Genomic DNA, 17,447 nt, shown 5'->3' with positions numbered 1-17,447 from the left:
CCATGATGGCATTTACCACCTTTACCCGCCGTGGCCTCGCCATGCTGGCCGGCGTCGGCCTGGCGGCCCTGACGATCGGGCAGGCAGCCGCTGCCGATCCCGTCCGGATCGCTGCGATCGTGCAGAGCCTCGACACCGAGTTCAACGTGCTCTGGGCCAACGCCGCCAACCAGCATCCGCTGGTCAAGGACGGCTCCGTCAAGCTCACCGTCCTCGACGGCCGCATGGACGCGCTGACCCAGTCGAACCAGTTCGATACGGCGATCAGCGAGAAGTATGACGCCATCGTCTTTGTTCCCGTCGATATCGACGCCGGCAACGATCCCGTACAGCGCGCCAAGGATGCCGGCGTCGTCGTCATCGGCTCGAACACGCTGATCTCCAACACCGATCTCTACAACGCCTACATCGCGTCGAACGACGTCGAGGCCGGCAAGATGCTGGCCAAGGCCGTGTTCGACAAGATGGGCGGCAAGGGCAATGTCGTCATCGGCGAAGGCATGATCGGCCAGTCGGCGCAGGTGCAGCGTCTCGAGGGCATCGAGGCGACGCTGAAGGACTATCCGGACATCAAAGTTCTCGAGCAGAAGACCGCCAACTGGTCGCGCGCCGAGGCAATGACGCTGATGGAGAACTGGCTGACGGCGCATGCCGGCCAGATCAACGGCGTCATCGGCGAGAATGACGAGATCGCAATCGGCGCGCTCGAAGCGATCAAGGCTCATGGCCTCGATCCGAAGACCATTCCGGTTGCCGGTGTCGACGGCGTCACCGATGCGCTGCTCGCCGTCAAGCGCGGCGAGATGATGTCGACGCTGCAGGATGCGAGTGCGCAGGCCCAGGGGGCGATCGATCTCGCCATTGCCGCCAAGCAGGAAGGCTATCAGCCGAAGGCCGCCGTCTGGGATGTCAATGGCGGCAAGCTCGCCTGGGAAGGCGGCAAGTCGCAGAAGTATTCCGTGCCGTGGGTTCCGGTCACGGGCGAGAACGTCGACGCCCTTCTCGAAATGCGCAAGACGCAGTAATCAGGCAGACTGCATCTCAGGGATGCATCCGCGTAAGGGGAGGCGGTCCCTCCGCCTCCCTGCTCTTCCTCGGACCCGCTCCGGCCGGCCTGAGGGAAAGCGTAAAAGCCGCTAGAGAACGAGTTCCAGATCTTGGCAACGCCTCAGTCCGTCCGCTACCTGAACGAAATCCGGGCGCTCAACGCGCTCTTTCGCAGCGGCGGCATGAGCCGGGCGGATCTCGCGCGGATGCTCGGGCTCAACCGCTCGACGACCGGCAACATCATCGCCAATCTGATGGCCGACGCGCTCGTCGTCGAACGGCCGGATGGCGGGCGCGGCGAGGGCGCCGCGAAGACCGGCCGTCCCGGCATCAACATCGAGATCGACCCGGCCGGCGCGACTTTTCTTGGCGCCGAAATCGGCGTCGACCGGCTGACGGTCGTCGCGATCAATCTCTGCGCGCAGGAGATCCGACGAATTTCGAGGCCGTTCCCGATCTTCCAGCAGTCGTTGGAGGCGGGCCTCGACCAACTCGCGGTGATGATCGCCGAGGTGATCGAGGCGCTGCCGGAGGCGACGCGCATCCGCGGGCTCTGCCTGACGCTGCCGGCGCTGCTCGACGCCGATGGCAAGGTCATCAACGCCCTGATGATCGGCTGGCGCGACGTCGACCTTAAGGCCCTGATCACGGCGCGCCTCGCCGCCCGGTTCCCGCGTCTCGAGCTGCCGATCTCGATCGAGAACGACGCCAATGCGTTTGCCATCGCCGAGACCTATCGCGACACCTCGCACAGCGCCGAGACCGTCGCCTTCCTGCTGATCGAGAACGGCGCGGGCGGCGGCATCGTCATCGGCGGAAGGCTGTTTCGCGGCTCGGCGGGTTTCGCCGGCGAGTTCGGCCAGATCGTCGTCGGCGGCGAGGGCTTTTCCGCCGGCCGGCCCAAGCCCGGCCATCTCGAAAGCTACATCGGCAAGGACGCCGTGCTGGCGCGCTACCGGGCGCATGGCGCGGCCACCGACGCCGACCTCGACCAGCTGATCGCGGCGCTGGGGGCTGGCGACGCTAGCGCGATCCGCACCGTCCGGGAATGGGGCGGCGGCCTCGCCATGGGGCTGATCCAGCTCTCGAGCGTCCTCAATCCGGGCGTGATCCTCCTCGGCGGCTCCGTCGCGCAGCTCTTCCGCTTCGTGGCGGAAGAGGTCGAGGCGGCGATGCGGCGCGAATTCCTCGAAGGGTTTCCTATGCCGAAGATCGAGATATCGCGGCTGGGCCTGGAGGGGCCGGCGCTGGGCGGCGCGCTGATCATGCACCAGCGCATGTTCTCGATCGACGAGAGCGCGATCTATGCGAGCGCGCAGCCGATCCATCTGTTTCAGATATGACGGTTCGCGCCGTCGCAATCCTCGTCCGGGACAACGGACGAGCCCGGGGAGGGAACTGAGAATGATTGAAGGCAAGATCGTCACCATCGGCGAGATCCTCGTCGAGATCATGGCGACCACGCTCGGCCACGGCTTTCTGGAAGCGCAGACGCTGATCGGGCCGTTTCCGAGCGGTGCGCCGGCGATCTTCATCGACCAGGTCGGCAAGCTCGGTCATCCGGCGGCGATCGTCTCCGCCGTCGGCGACGATGATTTCGGCACGGTCAATCTCGAACGGCTGAAGCGCGACGGCGTCGACATTTCCGCCGTCGCCATCCATCCGGGTGCGGCGACCGGCAGCGCCTTCGTCCGCTACCGGCCGGATGGCGGCCGCGACTTCGTCTTCAACATGCGCGACAGCGCCGCCGGCCGCATCAAAGCGACGCCGGAGGCGGAAGCCGTGCTCGCCGAGGCCGGCCATCTGCATGTCATGGGCTCCGGCCTGCCGGTGCCGGCCGTCTACGCCATGGTCAGCGCTGCGATCCCGGCCTTGAAGGCGCGCGGCGGCACGGTGTCGTTCGATCCGAACATCCGCGTCGAGATGCTGCGCGACCCCGCCGGCAAGGCGGCGTTCGAGGCGGTGCTGAAGGCGACCGACCTGTTTCTTCCATCGGGCGAGGAGCTGGCGCTGTTTTCCGGCGAGGCGGACGAGGGAAGGGCGGTCGCCGCCCTGCTCGACGCCGGCGTCCAGGAGATCGTGCTGAAGCGCGGCAAGGCCGGCGCCAGCCATTTTGATCGCGATGGCGAGACCCATGTGCCGGGCTTCGTCGTCGAGGAGATCGACCCGACCGGCGCCGGCGACAGCTTTGGCGCCACCTTCCTCGTCGCCCGCCGCCTCGGCAAGTCGGTCGAGCAATCGCTCCGCTACGCCAACGCGGCCGGCGCGCGCACCGTCACCGTGAAGGGGCCGATGGAGGGCACCTCCAGCTTCGCCGAACTCGACGCCTTCATGGCAGCCACGCCCGTGGGAGAAACCCGATGAGCCCTCTCGCCCAACTCGCCCGCGAATACCAGGCCGGCCGCGTGCACGGCATCACCTCGGTCTGCTCGGCCCACCCGTCAGTGATCCGGGCCGCCCTGCGGCAGGGGCGCGAGAGCGGCGCCACGGTGCTGATCGAGGCGACCTGCAATCAGGTCAACCACGAGGGCGGCTATACCGGCATGCGGCCCGCCGATTTCCGCCGCTTCGTCGAGGGCATCGCGGCGGAGGTCGACTTCGACACGGCGAGATTGATCCTCGGCGGTGACCATCTCGGCCCCAATCCCTGGCGCTCGCAGCCCGCTGAGGAGGCGCTCGCCAAGGCGGAGACGATGGTCGCGGCCTATGTCGCCGCCGGCTTCTCGAAGATCCATCTCGACGCCTCGATGGGCTGCGCCGGCGAGCCGGAAGGGCTCGACGACGAGACGACGGCGCATCGCGCCGCGCGGCTGGCCAAGGTGGCGGAGGCGGCAGCCCGCGACGCCGGCGTGCCACCGCCGCTCTACATCATCGGCACCGAAGTACCGACGCCGGGCGGCGCGCTGCATGAGCTCGACGACGTGCCGCCGACCTCGGCGGCGGCGGCGAAGAAGACCATCGCCACGCACCGGCGGGTCTTCGCCGAGCAGGGGCTCGACGCCGCTTTCGACCGGGTGATCGGGCTGGTGGTGCAGCCGGGCGTCGAGTTCGGTCATGAGAGCGTGGTCGTCTACCGGCCGGAGCGGGCGCGCGAGCTCGTCGCGGTGCTGAAGGACGAGCCGCAATTCGTGTTCGAGGCCCATTCGACCGATTATCAGCCGGAGGAAGCGCTGGCGGCGCTGGTGCGCGACGGCTTCCCGATCCTGAAGGTCGGCCCGGGCCTCACCTTCGCCCTGCGCCAGACGCTCTATGGCCTCGACCTGATCGCCTCCGAGCTCGACGCTGCCTATGGCGGGCGGGCGCTTGCGAACGCCATGGAAGCGCTGATGCTCTCCGAGCCCGGCAACTGGCAGCGCTATTATCCGGGCACGCCGGACGAGCAGCATGTGCTGCGCCACTACAGCTATAGCGACCGCATCCGCTATTACTGGCCGCACGAACAGGCCGAGCGCGCCGTGGCGCGGCTGATGGCGACGCTCAAGGGGCGGACCATTCCCGAGCCGTTGATCGCGCAGTTCCTGCCCGAGGAGGCGGAGGCGGTAAGGAGCGGCGCGAGCGCTGCAACCGCCGAAGCGCTCCTCGAGCGCGGCGTCGAGCGGGTGCTGGCCCTGTACGCGCGCGCCTGCGAGCCGGCCGCGACGGCCGGCTAGATCGCGCTTCGAGGGGCGTCGACGGGATCAGGGGCAGATGACGTCCGTGGTGCCGCCGGCGCCGGTCGACGTGCAGCCCGAAAGCCCGCCGGAGTTGGATTGGTTGGTCTGGCAGCCGGCCAGAACGCCCGCGAACACGACAAGTGCCAAAACAAGCTTCATGCTGTCCTCCCACCGCAACTTCCGGTGACGAAGGTCATCCCGCAGGTGACGTAAAGTCAAGGTGCATTGGCGCTTTCGGCTGCAACCGAAGCTAGCGCGCTCGTGAACATGTCGTGACCACAGCTTGGGGCGGTTTCGCGTCATAGTAGAGACGTGGTCTGCCCGGCGTGGTCGGATCCTCACGACGCGCGGCCGGACGTCTTCCTCGGGAGGTGATCATGATGCTGAAAGCCGTCGTCGCCGCCATCTTGCTGACCGGACTGAGCGCCGCGCCCTCACTGGCAAGGGACATGCACTTGGTCGCCGACGAATACATCAAGTCGGATGCCAAGGTCACAGACCGCGATCTCGCCCTCGCGATCCTCTATTATGCGGCCGGCCTGCCGGACAAGGGCGGCAAGGCCGCGCCGGACGACATCGAGGCGGTCGGCAAGATCCAGCTTCTCGCGAGCAAGATCATCGGAAACGGCGCGCCGCTGGCCGTGACGTCGCCGCGGCCGAAGCTGGCTTCGGCCGCCACCATCATCATCCTGCCGAGACCGAAGCCGTCGCCGTTCCGAAGCGTAGAGGGCGCAAGCTCGATCGCCTGCGAGGCAGACAAGCTGATGCAGCGGATGCAGCCCGGCCGGGCCTCCGTCACGAAGCCCGGCGAGTGCCCGAATGCCTTCGGGTCGAGGGATGCCGTGATCCTGCTTGCCAGCAAGATCATCGGCAACGGCTGAGCGCGACCCCGCCGATAGTGCCTCAGCCGAAACGCTTGCGGAGTTCGTCGGCCTGCTCCGGCGTCAGCGGCCGCGTCGCCTCGCCCCGCAGCATCAGGAAGAGCTTGGCGGTCTCCTCCAGCTCCTCCGTCGCGTACATCGCGTCTTCCAGGCTCTTTCCCGCGACGACAGGGCCGTGATTGGCGAGCAGCACGGCGTGGTGCTTCTCGGCGAGCTTCTCGACTGCCTTGGCCAGGCTCTCGTCGCCCGGCGGGTGATAGGGCACCAGCGGCAGCCGGCCGACCCGCATCACGTAATAGGCGGTGAGCGGCGGCAGGCAGTCGTGCTCGTCAATCCGGTGCAGGCAGGAGACGGCGACCGAATGGGTCGAGTGCAGATGCACCACCGCCTCGCAGGTCGGTCGCTGGCGATACATGACCTGGTGCAGGAACGCTTCCTTGGTCGGCTTGTCGCCGCCGACATGATTGCCGTTGGCGTCGATCTTCGAGATCCGCGCCGGGTCGAGATCGCCGAGCGAGGCGTTGGTCGGCGTCATCAGCCAGCCGCCATCCGGCAGGGCGACCGAGATGTTGCCGGTCGAGCCGAAGGTGAGGCCGCGCTGGAACATCGAGGCGCCGCACTTGCAGATGCGCTCGCGAAGCGCGGATTCGCTGGAAGAGGAAGCGCTCACTGCAGGGAACTCCAGGCCTTGAGGAAGAAATCGGGCGCACCGAAATTGCCCGATTTGAGCGCGAGCGCAACATCCGGGCCGGAGCGGCTCCGCGTCCAGGGCACGCCGGGATCGATTTCGGGGCCAATCGACAGCGCCTTGACGCCGAGCGCGTTGACCACGGCGCCCGAGGTCTCGCCGCCGGCGACGAGCAGGCGGGTGAAGCCCTTCTCCGGCAGCGCCGCCGCGACGGCGGCGAGGAGATCCTCGACCAGCGCGCCGGCCTTGTCGCGACCGAGCTTCTCCTGCACGGCGCGGACGCTGTCGGGGTCGTCGCTCGAATAGACCAGCGGCGTCGTCCCGGCCGGCTGGGCGGCGAGCCAGTCGATCACCGTCTCCGGCGTCAGCTTGCCGGACGCGATCTCCAGCGGATCGATGCGGAGCGTCGGCAGGCCGGCCTCTTGTGCCCTCTCGACTTGGCCGCGCGTCGCGGCCGAGCAGGAGCCGGCGAGGATGGCGCCACGCCCATTTGGCGCGGCGATGGACGTGGCGGGCGGGGTCAGCGCGTCGATCAACCCGGCGTCGCGATAGGCGGCCGGCATGCCGATGGCGATGCCGGATCCGCCGGTGACCAGCTCCAGATCGACCAGCGCCTTGCCGATCTCGCGCAGATGCGCGTCCTGCAGCGCGTCGACGATGGCGATCCGCTTGCCGGCCGCTTTTTCGCGCGCGAAGGCCCTCGCGATCGCGTCCGCGCCGGCGTCGACATCGGCATAGGCGACGAGGCCGACGGGGAGCTCCGTCTGCCTCTGCAGCACGCGGCGGAGGTCGGAATCGCGCATCGGCGTCAGCGGATGGTCGCGCATCGAGCTCTCGTCGAGCGGCACGCCGTTGACGAAGAGGTGGCCCTGGTAGATCGAGCGGCCGGTCGCCGGGAAGGCGGGGCAGGCGATGGTGAAATCGGCCCCGAGCCGCTTCAGCAGCGCTTCCGCCACCGGGCCGATATTGCCCTCATCGGTCGAATCGAAGGTCGAGCAATATTTGAAGAACAGCCGCCTGGCGCCATGCGCGAGCAGCCAGTCGGCCGCCGCGAGCGACTGCGCGACGGCGTCCGCCGCCGGAATGGTGCGCGATTTCAGCGCGATGACGAGCGCGTCGACGCCGGAGAGGTCGAGGTCGTCCTCGGGCAGGCCGGTGCTCTGCACCGTGCGCAGTCCCTCGCGGGAGAGCATCAGCGAGAGGTCGGTCGCGCCGGTCAAATCATCGGCGATGCATCCAAGCAGCATGCGGAAGGTCCTTGCGGTGGAATCAGACGCGCGACGGAGCGCGGACGGGGGGAGAAGAAGGCAGGCCGGTCCGGACCCGGCGGTCGAGGGCAGGGAGCGGGGCGGCGGCGGCCACGGCGAAACCGCGATCCGGGCGTCCGGACGACAGCCGGTTCCGCGGAGCCGGCGGCTCAGACCCTGCTGCGGCGCAAGGCATTTTTTCGACCTCCCAGGCTTGACGGGCACCACGCCGTCTCGGCAATAGTGGGTATTGTTAGCGCTGTCATGCGGATTTCGCAATGTTTGATGACAGCGCTGTCATACGTCTTTTGTGTCGGTTTTGTCTGGAATGTCGAACCACAGGACAGGCGGACGATGCCGGCGAGGCGACGAGACGGCCCGTACCGGGCCCGAAAGGATGTCAGGGTGACGACGAAGGATAAGCCGCGGGTTTCCGTCATCGGGCTTGGCTCGATGGGATATGGCATGGCGCAATCGCTGGCGCGGGTTGGCTTCCCCGTCACCGGCTATGACGCCCGGCCGGAGGTCGTCGAGAAATTCGCCGCCGAACACGGGACCGGCGCCGCATCGCTGGCCGAGGCGGCAGCCGACGCCGAAATCATCGTTCTCGTCGTCGTCAATGCCGACCAGACGCAGCAGGTGCTGCTCGGCGAGGGCGGCCTGCTCGGTTCGGCCAAGCCGGATGCCGTCATCGTCTCCTGCGCCACCATGGCGCCGGAGCGGGCGCGCGCCCTCGCGGGGCTCGTTGCGGCGAGCGGCCGGCACTATGTCGACGCCCCGATCTCGGGCGGCGCGGTGCGCGCTGCCGAGGGCGCGCTGACCATGCTCGTCTCCGGTCCGCCCGCTGCGCTCGACCGGGCGCGGCCGGTTCTCGACGCGCTTTCGGCCAAGCTCTACCTGCTCGGCGACGAGGCCGGCATCGGCGCTTCCTTCAAGATCGTCAATCAGTTGCTGGCGGGTGTTCACATCGCCGCCGCTTCCGAGGCGATCGTCTTCGCCAAGCGGCTCGGCCTCGACATCGACCGGGTCTATGAGGTGATCACCGCCTCGGCCGGCAATTCCTGGATGTTCGAAAACCGCATTCCGCATGTGCTCGAAGGCGATTATACGCCACGAAGCGCGGTCGAGATCTTCACCAAGGATCTCGGCATCATCGCCGACATCTCGCGCAGCGAGAAATTCGCGACGCCGATTGCCTCGTCGGCGCTGCAGATGTTCCTGATGACGGCGGCGGCCGGCATGGGCAAGGATGACGACGCCTCGGTCGCCCGCCTCTATGCGCAGATCGCCGGCATCGAGCTGCCCGGATCGCCGAATTCCCCCACCAAGGACTGACCCCGCAATGCCCCGCTTCGCCGCCAATCTCTCGATGATGTTCAACGAGTGGTCGTTCCTCGATCGCTTCGCCGCCGCCGCCGATGCCGGCTTCAAGGCGGTCGAATTCCTGTTTCCCTATGATTTTTCGCCGGACGACGTCGCGGCCCGGCTGAAGGCGGCCGGGCTGGAACAGGCGCTGTTCAACCTGCCGCCCGGCGACTGGGCGGCCGGCGAGCGCGGCATCGCGGCCCTGCCCGGCCGACAGGAGGAGTTCCAGGCTTCTGTCGCCAAGGCGCTCGACTATGCGCTGGCGACGGGCGTCAAGCGCCTGCACCTAATGTCGGGCCTGGCGCCGAGCGATTCGGCCGAGGCCGGCGCGCGCTATCGCGACTCGGTTCGCTTCGCCTGCGAGACTCTCGCGCCGCATGGCATCGACATCGTGCTGGAGCCGATCAACCGGCGCGACATGCCGGGCTATTTCATGAACGATTTCGGCACGGCGGCGGCGATCATCGCGGAGCTCGGCCTTCCCAATCTCAAGCTGCAGTTCGACATCTACCACCGCCAGATCCTGCACGGCGACGTCACGCGCGGCCTCGAAGCCTTGCTGCCGATCGTCGGCCACGTCCAGATCGCCTCCGTGCCGCTCCGCAACGAGCCGGGCACCGGCGAGCTCGACGATTTCCGCATTTTCGAGCGGCTCGACGCGCTCGGCTATGACGGTTTCGTCGGCTGCGAATACCGCCCCGCCGGCGCGACGTTGGACGGGCTCGGCTGGATGCAGAAGACGACGCTGCGCTGACGCCTGGCGGGGTCCGACATGGACGCCGATTCCGTGATATTGAGCCATGTCCGGCATTGGCGGGCGGCTCGGGTCGGGAAGCGGCGCATCCATGAACGTGAAGAATTCCTACACGCTGGCCGATGTGGCCCTTCGCGCGGAAGTGAGCGAAATCACGGTCTCCCGCGTGCTGCGCAACAAGGCCTCGGTCGCCGAGAAGACGCGCGAGCGCGTGCTCGCCGTCGTCCGCGAGATGGGATACGTGCCGAATCGCGTCGCCGGCACGCTCGCCTCGTCGGGCTCCAACCTGATCGGCGTCGTGCTGCCGTCGCTGTCGAACATCGTGTTCCCGGACGTGTTGCGCGGCATCCATGCCTCGCTCGCCTCGTCTGGCTATCAGCCGGTCGTCGGCGTCACGGATTATGACGAGGATGTCGAGGAGCAGCTGGTCGCGTCGCTGCTCTCCTGGCAGCCCGCCGCGATGATCCTCTCCGGCCTCAACCACACCGCCTATACGGTCGAGATGCTGAAGCGCTCCGGCGTGCGCGTCGCCGAACTGATGGATATCGACGCGACGCCGCTCGACATCGCCGTCGGCATGTCCCACCGGCAGGCGGGCATCGATACCGCGCTCCACCTCTATCGGCGCGGCTATAGGCGCTTCGGCTATGTCGGCCATGACCGCAGTCGCGACCTGCGCGCCGCGCGCCGCTATGAGGGCCTCCGGCAGGGGCTGGCCGAGGTCGGGCTGTCGCTCGTCGGCGAGATCGCCGCCGATGCGCCGAGCTCGACGATGGCGGGGCGCGAGCTGCTCGGGCAATTGCTCGCCCGACATCGCGATCTCGACGCCGTCGTCTTCTCCAATGACGACATGGCGGTCGGCGGCGTCTTCCATTGCTTCGCCGCCGGTATCCGGCTGCGCGAGGATCTCGCCCTGTTCGGCTTCAACGGTCTCGATATCGGGCAGGCGCTGCCGCAGCCGCTCTCGACCATCCGCTCCAATCGCTTCCTGATCGGCAAGACGGCGGCCGAGATGATCCTGGAAGTGCCCGAGCATCCCGGCGTGCCGACCATCCGCGACACCGGCTACGAAATCATCGAGGGCGCGACGGCCTGAGGCCTATTGCTTCTCGATCGAGCGGACCTTGTTGTCCGGCGTGAGCACGAGGTCGTACTGGACGTAGCGCGTGCCGTCGTCGCAGGTGACGCGGACGACGCGGCGCGCCGGGGTCGAGACCTTGTTGTTGACGGCGAGGTTGCTGACCCGGTCGCACCAATGGCCGGCGGCGCGGATGACCCGGCCGGCCTGCCGCTCCAGCATCGCCGCGCTGGCGAGCGTCGGGACCAGCACGAGCGTCGGGAGCAGCGTGGCGGCGGCGATCTGGACAGACTTCATCGAACCGGCTCCGGCTTTCGGCGTGACACAAACGAGGATTCCGTAGCGTCACGATAGCATGGAGCCTGGGCCGGAGCGCGCCTTCTTCACTCCGGCGTCCGCATCGCGTGAGAGATCCTAGTGCAGGATCGCCTTGAACCAGTCGACGGCGACATAGGGGCCGACGCCCCATACCAGCACCCAGGCGGCGGCGCCGATGGTATTGGCGATCAGGAAGTGGGGCCACGGCATGGCGACGGCGCCGGCGACGAGGCCGTTCAGCTGCCGCAGGATGGCAACGAAGCGCGCGCCCATGACGATCCACATGCCGCGCGCGCGGAAGAGCGCTTCGAGCTTGGTCAGGCGCTCGGGCGTCAGCTTGACGTAGCTGCCATAGCGCAGCAGCAGCGGACGCCCGCCGAAATGGCCAATGGCGTAGCCGGTGCTGTCGCCGAGCACGGCGCCGCAGAAGGCGGCGATCAGCGCATGCGTCAGGTTGATGTCGCCCCGCGTCGCCAGCGCGGCGACGGCGACCAGCGCGCTCTCGCCCGGCAACGGCGCGCCGAGGGCCTCGAAATAGATGATCAGGAATATCGCGAAGCTGCCATAGGCGGCGATATAGGGTTGGATCAGCGCGAGACCGTCCTGCATCCAGTGCATGTGCGAGTCGACTTCCGATTCATCGTTGCGTTCGCGGCACTTTGACAGTCGTGCTGACAGGCGACCAGAGGAAATACCTCGCCGTGGATGACGGACCTTTTCGCGTGACAGTCCGTGTCGACATGGCCAAGTTGACGAAACGAATGGCTTCGATTTGCGCGGAGGCGGCATGCGATTTCCCGCCGGGATGATCCCCGATACCGACACCTGGAAGTCCGGCCTGCGCACCGCCGTCGGCGCGGGGCTCGCGTCCGTGATCACCTATCTGCTGGCTCTGCCGCAGGGATATTGGGCCGTGATCACGGCCATTATCATCATCCAGACGCGCATCGGCGCCTCGCTGCAGGCGGCGGGAGACCGCGTGATCGGCACGCTGGCGGGCGCGGCCTTCGGTTTCGTCGCGGCATTGCTGACGCCGGGGACGCCGCTATGGACGCTGTTCGCGCTGATCGTCTGCACCGGCGTGCTCGCCATGCTCGCGGCGAAGCGGCCGAGCCTCCGGATCGCGCCGATGACGGCGGCGATCCTTTTGGTCGCCACCCCTTCGCATACCCTGGCGCTGATCTCGGCCGTGCATCGCGTTAGCGAGATCCTGATCGGCTGCGCCATCGGCATCTTCGTCTCGCTGGTCGTCGCGCCGGCGCGCTCCGACACCAGCCTCCGGAACGAGGGCAAGCATGCGGTCGGCCTGCTGGCCGGGCTGATCGACCTGGATGTGGCGAATGCCGGCAAGGCGCCGGACGAGGCCGCGATCCGGACGGTGGGCGAAGACATCCACATCTCGCTCGCGAAGATCGAGACGCTCGCCAACGAGGTCCGGGAAGAACAGGCCAGTCACATTTCGCGCAGCAAGGCGGATCCGTTCCTGCTGCGGCACAATCTCTGGGGTCTGCGCACCTCGATCTTCCTGTTTCATCGCGCGATGATCCAGCCTAGCCCGGTGAGCGACGCGCTGAGCGCGCCGCTCGGAACCGTGTCGGAGGCCGTCCGCGCGGCCCTGCTTTCGCTCGGCGACGCCCTGGCGGGCGGCGTCGCGCCGCCGGCGACGAACGGGCTCGACGATGCCATCGCCGGCTTCGACACGGCCGCGCGAGCCGTGGCCGGGCAGGCGGCAGTCCCGGCGGACCAGGCGGCACATGCGGCCGCTCACGTCTCGAACCTGATCTTCGCGCTCGGCCAGGTTCGCCATTCGATCGAGCAGCTGGCCGGCTGCGTCACCGACATGGCCGACGCCACCTGAGAAAGCCGGCGCCCGCCGGTCAGGCCAGCGTCGGTGGCGCGTGGTTCGCCTCGGTGTGGGCGTGCGGCAGGATCCAGGGTTCCTCGACCGGCATCAGCGTCGATTCCGCCAGCAGGCGGACGCTCGTCTCGTACTCGGCCCTGAGCTGGACGAACGTCTTTCGGCAGGCGTCGCGGTCGGGCAGGGTCGGCAGGCCGATCTCCCCCAGCTTGTCGTAGAGCTGGTCGAAGCGCGCGATGAGCTTCGGATCGACCGTGGCGTTGGTCCAGGCGTTTTCGGGAATGCGCGGGTTGATCTCGATCGCGATCAGCTTCAGCGCCGCGACGCCCGTCCCGCGGCAGATGCGGGCTGATTCCGTGTGCTTTTCCTCGAGGCAGGAAACGACCAGCGACGTCGCGTCGAGCACCGCGGCGGCGGCGCCCACCCAGCTCGTGCCGCGATAGACCGCCGGCACATAGGCGAGGATCGGCGAGATCGAATGGGTTTCGAGCACGCCGCGGAACCAGTTTTCCCACTCCTCCCAGACGGCGCCGTGGTGCTCGACCTGGCCAGAGCGCTGGAGGGATTCGAGCAGGCTCGAGCTGGTGGGGCAGCGTCCGGTGCGGGCATAGAGCCAGCCGACCTTGCGCTCGCGGACCTGGATCGCGGCCTGATAGCTCGGCACGAAGGTGAAGAGCAGGATGACGACGGCGAGCCCGATCGCCGCCTCGTAGATCGCCAGATATTCGCCCCAGAGGCTCGGCGGCGTCTTGAAGCCGAGCGTCGAGAGCGCGGAGCCGCTGGAACTGAAGGCCGGCGCCCAGCCCGCCTCGAGCTGGAGACCCCAGAGGATGCAGGTGAAGGCGATCTGCACGAGCAGGAACCAGCTCATGACCGAGAAGAAGATGAAGAACGGCAGCACCCAGGCCTGGGCGCGCTGCGTTCTTGCATAGTCCCCCGACGACCGGGCCATGGTATGCACGATGGTCACCGCCATGAAGCGGGTGCCGCGCTCGATGAAATCGCGTTCGCGGCGGTTGATCAGCAACACGCGCACGATCGAGCGGAAATAGAGGAACAGGGCGAACAGTCCGGCGACGACCGCGACGACGCGGAGCACGGCATCCATGGCGGAACCTCCCTCGGCATCTGGCGGCCGCAGCCACGGCTGCCAGGAATGCCGACAGAAGACGTTGGCGATATCTGGCGGTCAAGCCGGTGCGATCGCCGGGCCGGGCGGCTGAACGCGGGGTGCATGACAAAAGAAAACGGCGGCGGCACCAGGTGCCGCCGCCGCGAAGCGTTCCGGATCGTCGGCCGGCAGGCCGCGACTGTCTTAGCTCGTGAAGAACTTCTGCGTACCGTGCGCTTCGATGGCGCCGGCGACGCGCGACAGCGCGTGCACATAGGCCGCGCTGCGGATGGTGATGCCGCGCTTCTGGGCGAGATCCCAGACGGCGCGACCTTCGCGGTCCATGGTCTCCTGCAGGCGCGAGCGAACCTCTTCCGCCGTCCAGTAGTAGCCCTGGCGGTTCTGGACCCACTCGAAGTAGGAGACGGTGACGCCGCCGGCATTCGCGAGAATGTCGGGCAGGACCACGACGTTCTTCTCAGCCAGGATCACGTCGGCTTCCGGGGTGATCGGGCCGTTGGCGAGCTCCAGGATGACGCGCGCCTTGATGTCGGCGGCGTTGTCCTTGTGGATCAGGTCCTCAAGCGCTGCCGGCACCAGGATCTCGCAGTCGACCGAGGTGATCGCGTCGGCGTCGATGGCCTTGATGCCGTCCTGGCCGACCAGCTGCAGCACCGAGCCGGTCTTCTTGGAAGCGAGCAGCTTGGCGACGTCGAGGCCGGCGTCATTGTGGATCGCGCCCTTCGAGTCCGAGACGGCGACGATCTTGTAGCCATCGGCGCCGAGGAGGCTGGCGATGTGCTGGCCGGCATTGCCGAAGCCCTGGATCGCGACGCGGGCGCCGGGCGTCAGGCCCAGTTCCGAAGCGAGGTTGCGGACCAGGTAGTAGCCGCCACGCGCGGTGGCGTCGTCACGGCCGAGCGAACCGCCGAGCGAGATCGGCTTGCCGGTGATGACGGCCGGCGTCGACTGGCCGACGATGGAGGCGTATTCGTCCGCCATCCAGCCCATGATCATCGAGTTGGTGTAGACGTCTGGAGCCGGGATATCGCGGTCCGGGCCGACGATCTTCGAGAAGGCCTGCATGTAGGCGCGCGACAGGCGCTCCAGCTCTGCCTTTGACAGCGAATGCGGGTCGACGCGGACCGCGCCCTTGCCGCCGCCATAGGGCAGGTTCATGACGGCGCACTTCATCGTCATCCAGAAGGCGAGCGTCTCGACTTCCTCGATGGTCGATTCCGGATGGAAGCGGATGCCGCCCTTGGTCGGGCCGCGCGTATCGTCATAGCGGCAGCGCCAGGCCATGAAGGACTTCCGCGAGCCGTCGTCCATGCGGATCATCAGCCGCACCTTGGTGGTCTCGCGCGGATATTTGAGCTTCTCGAGGACGTCGCCATCCAGATTCAGATGAGCAGCTGCTTCGTCAAGGCGCGTCAGGGCCTGGTCGAGCATGGTGACGTCGGACATCCTTGCCTCGCTCCGGTTATTAAGAGTCATGGTATTTCCCCGCATGGGTTATCGCCCGCGTTATGACTGCTCTGCCCGAATAGGGCAACATTTCTGACGCATTTTGTTGCGCGGCTGCCCAATTTTTGCACCTTTTCGTGCTCAATCGACAAACAGATTGCTGAAGATGCGGGCGGATCCCGCCAGGGGAGCGCTCAGGCATGCGGCGTCGGCGCGACCCTATTGCTAAGGCCGCTGATCCGACTCCGTTACGCAGGGGATGCCTGGGGCGGGCTAGAGGCCCAGTTCGCGCGCCATGTCGTCCTTCGGCACGTAGCCGAGGAGGTCGCGGGCGCGGGCGAGGCTCCAGGCCATGTCGCGGTTGCCGGATACCGCGTTGACGACGATGCCGGGGGCGGGCCAGCCGGCGGCATCGGCGCGGAGCGCGGCGGCGAAGATGGCGACGAGGTCGCGGTTCGACAGCCACATGCCGCGGAACCAGGCGAGATCGCGCCGGGCGGCGGCGTCCAGATTGTCGAGCCGGCTGTGCGGGGTGCCGGAGGCAGAGATGCTGGAGGGGTGGTTGTCGCCCGGCTGGCACCAGCCGATCCGCAGCGCCACCGTCGTCAGGCCGTCCCGCGTGGCGAGGCTGCAGCAGAGCCGCTCCCCCATCAGCTTCGCAACCGCATAGGGCGTGCTGTCGCTGCTGCCGGCGTCGTTGCGCCAGCGCGTCCCCGGCAGCGGCGGCAGGTCCTCGGTGAGCGAGCCGGGCGTGACGGCGATGTCGGTATCCTTGTAGCCGCCCATGACATGGTTCGAGGTGGCGAAGACGAAGCGCCGGACGCCGGACTGCGCGGCCGCCTGGAAGAGCAGAGCGGTCATGTCGAAGGAGAGGGCGGAATCGGTCCAGTCGGCCTCCGGAAACGGGTTCTGCGCGGCGAGGTGGATGACGGCGTCGACGGAGGCGACGGCATCCAGCCATCGGCGGTCGTCAGGCTGGCGGAGATCGGCCTCGACACAGGCGACCGTGGCGTGTTCCGGCGCATCGATCGGATCGAAGCGGCGGTCGAGCGCGACGATCGCCTCGCACCAGGGCTCGGCTCCCAGGCCGGCGATCAGCTTGCGGGCGAGGTTTCCGTTGCCGCCGGTAATGGCAATGCGCATGGTCGACTGTCCGTTTTCAGGGCGAGGCGCGGTCACATCCGGCCGCCGTCGCGGGCGAGATTGGCGATGATGCGGTCGCGCGTGACGAAGATGTGCGCCGAGACGGCGGCCTGCGCCGCGGCGAGATCGCCGGCCCGGATGGCGTCGAGGATGGCGCGATGATCCCTCTTGATGCGGATCGCCGCCTCGAGCTCGCGGAAATAGTGCACGCGCATGATGTGCAGATGCACATGCAGATTGCCGTAGATCTCCTCCAGCCGGCGATTGGCGCTCGCGGTCACGATGGCGCGGTGGAAGGCGCGATCCCATTCGGTGAAGCGGTCGTAGTCGACATAGATGTCGCCCTCCGTCGCCGCCTCCATCGCCACGCAGGCGGCGCTCAGCACATCGGCGAGCGCGCCGTGCCGGCCGTCGCGGATCGCCGCGCGGACGCCATAGAGCTCGATCGCCTCGCGCACCTCGAAGATCTCGCGGATGTCGTCGGTCGTGAGTGCCCGGACATAGCAGCCGCGCCGCGCCCGGATCTCGACCAGCCCCTCCGACGCCAGCCGCTTCAGCGCGTCGAGGACCGGCGTGCGGCTGACGCCGAGCTCGGCCGCGACGATATCGATCGGGATCTGCTGGCCCGTCTCCAGCTCGCGCCGCAGGATGCGCCGGCGGATCGCCGCATAGGTCTGCTCGGCCAGATCGGCGTGCTTCAGCGGCTCGAAGCCGGCCGTCTGGGCGCGTTGGGGGCTGGAATCGTCCTGGGTCAAGCTGGCCTGCATCCGATGGAAACCTCGGTTGACATGTAACATGTGAAATTTTACCAATCAACGCAACGTCGCCCGGACGGAG

Annotated in this window: 18 protein-coding genes; 9 read left to right on the top strand and 9 right to left on the bottom strand. The window is 67.7% G+C overall.

Translation table 11 applies throughout. From position 1 onward, the window contains the following. Nucleotides 1–5 precede the first annotated feature (5 nt). The 4 genes from K32_RS11240 to K32_RS11225 all read left to right on the top strand — a co-directional run bounded on the left by K32_RS11240 (nucleotide 6) and on the right by K32_RS11225 (nucleotide 4,697). Complete coding sequence (locus K32_RS11240) at nucleotides 6–1,025, top strand: substrate-binding domain-containing protein (RefSeq protein ID WP_371813034.1); 1,020 nt, start codon at nucleotides 6–8, stop codon at nucleotides 1,023–1,025. Nucleotides 1,026–1,157: 132 nt separating this feature from the next. Next, complete coding sequence (locus K32_RS11235; RefSeq protein WP_201404084.1) at nucleotides 1,158–2,390, top strand: ROK family transcriptional regulator; 1,233 nt, start codon at nucleotides 1,158–1,160, stop codon at nucleotides 2,388–2,390. Between the two features lie 61 nt (nucleotides 2,391–2,451). Next, nucleotides 2,452–3,411 carry a sugar kinase gene (locus K32_RS11230; protein WP_201404083.1) on the top strand — a complete coding sequence of 320 codons (960 nt, stop codon included), beginning with the start codon at nucleotides 2,452–2,454 and terminating at the stop codon, nucleotides 3,409–3,411. Further along, nucleotides 3,408–4,697 carry a D-tagatose-bisphosphate aldolase, class II, non-catalytic subunit gene (locus K32_RS11225; protein WP_201404082.1) on the top strand — a complete coding sequence of 430 codons (1,290 nt, stop codon included), beginning with the start codon at nucleotides 3,408–3,410 and terminating at the stop codon, nucleotides 4,695–4,697. The genes K32_RS11230 and K32_RS11225 overlap by 4 nt, the downstream gene beginning before the upstream one ends. A 27-nt stretch (nucleotides 4,698–4,724) precedes the next feature. On the opposite strand, the gene K32_RS25025 is transcribed toward K32_RS11225, so the two are convergent. Continuing rightward, nucleotides 4,725–4,859, bottom strand: a complete 135-nt coding sequence (locus K32_RS25025) for a hypothetical protein (RefSeq protein WP_256434804.1) — start codon at nucleotides 4,857–4,859, stop codon at nucleotides 4,725–4,727. Between the two features lie 218 nt (nucleotides 4,860–5,077). Between K32_RS25025 and K32_RS11220 the strand changes: the two genes are divergently transcribed. Further along, nucleotides 5,078–5,581: a hypothetical protein gene (locus K32_RS11220; protein WP_201404081.1), complete on the top strand. Its 504-nt coding sequence runs from the start codon at nucleotides 5,078–5,080 to the stop codon at nucleotides 5,579–5,581. 22 nt (nucleotides 5,582–5,603) lie between these two features. Here K32_RS11220 and otnC read toward each other — a convergent pair whose 3' ends face one another. Together otnC and otnK are read right to left on the bottom strand one after the other, a co-directional pair. Beyond that, nucleotides 5,604–6,251 carry a 3-oxo-tetronate 4-phosphate decarboxylase gene (gene otnC / locus K32_RS11215; RefSeq protein ID WP_201404080.1) on the bottom strand — a complete coding sequence of 216 codons (648 nt, stop codon included), beginning with the start codon at nucleotides 6,249–6,251 and terminating at the stop codon, nucleotides 5,604–5,606. Further along, entirely contained in the window at nucleotides 6,248–7,516 is a 1,269-nt protein-coding gene (gene otnK, locus K32_RS11210) for a 3-oxo-tetronate kinase (RefSeq protein WP_201404079.1), read from the bottom strand. Before otnK ends, otnC begins: the two co-directional genes overlap by 4 nt. Before the next feature lie 405 nt (nucleotides 7,517–7,921). On the opposite strand from otnK, the gene ltnD reads away from it, so the two are divergent. The 3 genes from ltnD (at nucleotide 7,922) to K32_RS11195 (ending at nucleotide 10,731) form a co-directional block, all read left to right on the top strand. Then, nucleotides 7,922–8,851, top strand: a complete 930-nt coding sequence (gene ltnD, locus K32_RS11205; RefSeq protein ID WP_244669939.1) for an L-threonate dehydrogenase — start codon at nucleotides 7,922–7,924, stop codon at nucleotides 8,849–8,851. A 7-nt stretch (nucleotides 8,852–8,858) separates the two neighbouring features. Further along, entirely contained in the window at nucleotides 8,859–9,635 is a 777-nt protein-coding gene (otnI, locus tag K32_RS11200; RefSeq protein WP_201404077.1) for a 2-oxo-tetronate isomerase, read from the top strand. 91 nt (nucleotides 9,636–9,726) lie between these two features. Continuing rightward, complete coding sequence (locus K32_RS11195) at nucleotides 9,727–10,731, top strand: LacI family DNA-binding transcriptional regulator (RefSeq protein ID WP_201404076.1); 1,005 nt, start codon at nucleotides 9,727–9,729, stop codon at nucleotides 10,729–10,731. Between the two features lie 3 nt (nucleotides 10,732–10,734). Here the strand turns inward: K32_RS11195 and K32_RS11190 are convergent, their stop codons facing one another. Together K32_RS11190 and K32_RS11185 are read right to left on the bottom strand one after the other, a co-directional pair. Continuing rightward, on the bottom strand, nucleotides 10,735–11,010 hold the full coding sequence (locus K32_RS11190; RefSeq protein WP_201404075.1) for a hypothetical protein: 276 nt from the start codon (nucleotides 11,008–11,010) through the stop codon (nucleotides 10,735–10,737). Nucleotides 11,011–11,127: 117 nt separating this feature from the next. Next, nucleotides 11,128–11,649 carry a DedA family protein gene (locus K32_RS11185; protein ID WP_201404074.1) on the bottom strand — a complete coding sequence of 174 codons (522 nt, stop codon included), beginning with the start codon at nucleotides 11,647–11,649 and terminating at the stop codon, nucleotides 11,128–11,130. 169 nt (nucleotides 11,650–11,818) lie between these two features. Between K32_RS11185 and K32_RS11180 the strand changes: the two genes are divergently transcribed. Next, entirely contained in the window at nucleotides 11,819–12,889 is a 1,071-nt protein-coding gene (locus K32_RS11180) for an FUSC family protein (RefSeq protein ID WP_201404073.1), read from the top strand. Nucleotides 12,890–12,908: 19 nt separating this feature from the next. On the opposite strand, the gene K32_RS11175 is transcribed toward K32_RS11180, so the two are convergent. The 4 genes from K32_RS11175 to K32_RS11160 all read right to left on the bottom strand — a co-directional run bounded on the left by K32_RS11175 (nucleotide 12,909) and on the right by K32_RS11160 (nucleotide 17,365). Further along, nucleotides 12,909–13,997, bottom strand: coding sequence for a hypothetical protein (locus K32_RS11175; RefSeq protein ID WP_201404072.1), 1,089 nt, complete (start codon nucleotides 13,995–13,997; stop codon nucleotides 12,909–12,911). Nucleotides 13,998–14,204: 207 nt separating this feature from the next. Then, complete coding sequence (locus K32_RS11170; RefSeq protein WP_201404463.1) at nucleotides 14,205–15,467, bottom strand: Glu/Leu/Phe/Val dehydrogenase; 1,263 nt, start codon at nucleotides 15,465–15,467, stop codon at nucleotides 14,205–14,207. A gap of 273 nt (nucleotides 15,468–15,740) precedes the next feature. Beyond that, a complete protein-coding gene (locus tag K32_RS11165; protein WP_201404071.1) occupies nucleotides 15,741–16,610 on the bottom strand; it encodes an NAD(P)-dependent oxidoreductase in 870 nt (289 codons plus the stop codon). A gap of 32 nt (nucleotides 16,611–16,642) precedes the next feature. Then, nucleotides 16,643–17,365, bottom strand: a complete 723-nt coding sequence (locus K32_RS11160) for a GntR family transcriptional regulator (RefSeq protein ID WP_201404070.1) — start codon at nucleotides 17,363–17,365, stop codon at nucleotides 16,643–16,645. Between the last annotated feature and the right edge of the window lie 82 nt (nucleotides 17,366–17,447).

Source organism: Kaistia sp. 32K (genome assembly GCF_016629525.1).
In the GTDB taxonomy this organism is placed as follows: domain Bacteria; phylum Pseudomonadota; class Alphaproteobacteria; order Rhizobiales; family Kaistiaceae; genus Kaistia.
Note: the sequence above shows the minus strand (reverse complement) of the source record. Positions and strands in the feature narration are given on the sequence as shown.

Coding starts and splice junctions, on each gene's coding strand:
- K32_RS11170 (WP_201404463.1), bottom strand. CDS start 15,467: ATGTCCGACGTCACCATGCTCGACCAGGCCCTGACGCGCCTTGACGAA.
- K32_RS11240 (WP_371813034.1), top strand. CDS start 6: ATGGCATTTACCACCTTTACCCGCCGTGGCCTCGCCATGCTGGCCGGC.
- K32_RS11195 (WP_201404076.1), top strand. CDS start 9,727: ATGAACGTGAAGAATTCCTACACGCTGGCCGATGTGGCCCTTCGCGCG.
- otnK (WP_201404079.1), bottom strand. CDS start 7,516: ATGCTGCTTGGATGCATCGCCGATGATTTGACCGGCGCGACCGACCTC.
- K32_RS11225 (WP_201404082.1), top strand. CDS start 3,408: ATGAGCCCTCTCGCCCAACTCGCCCGCGAATACCAGGCCGGCCGCGTG.
- K32_RS11190 (WP_201404075.1), bottom strand. CDS start 11,010: ATGAAGTCTGTCCAGATCGCCGCCGCCACGCTGCTCCCGACGCTCGTG.
- K32_RS11220 (WP_201404081.1), top strand. CDS start 5,078: ATGATGCTGAAAGCCGTCGTCGCCGCCATCTTGCTGACCGGACTGAGC.
- K32_RS11185 (WP_201404074.1), bottom strand. CDS start 11,649: ATGCACTGGATGCAGGACGGTCTCGCGCTGATCCAACCCTATATCGCC.
- K32_RS11180 (WP_201404073.1), top strand. CDS start 11,819: ATGCGATTTCCCGCCGGGATGATCCCCGATACCGACACCTGGAAGTCC.
- K32_RS25025 (WP_256434804.1), bottom strand. CDS start 4,859: ATGAAGCTTGTTTTGGCACTTGTCGTGTTCGCGGGCGTTCTGGCCGGC.
- K32_RS11175 (WP_201404072.1), bottom strand. CDS start 13,997: ATGGATGCCGTGCTCCGCGTCGTCGCGGTCGTCGCCGGACTGTTCGCC.
- K32_RS11230 (WP_201404083.1), top strand. CDS start 2,452: ATGATTGAAGGCAAGATCGTCACCATCGGCGAGATCCTCGTCGAGATC.
- K32_RS11165 (WP_201404071.1), bottom strand. CDS start 16,610: ATGCGCATTGCCATTACCGGCGGCAACGGAAACCTCGCCCGCAAGCTG.
- otnI (WP_201404077.1), top strand. CDS start 8,859: ATGCCCCGCTTCGCCGCCAATCTCTCGATGATGTTCAACGAGTGGTCG.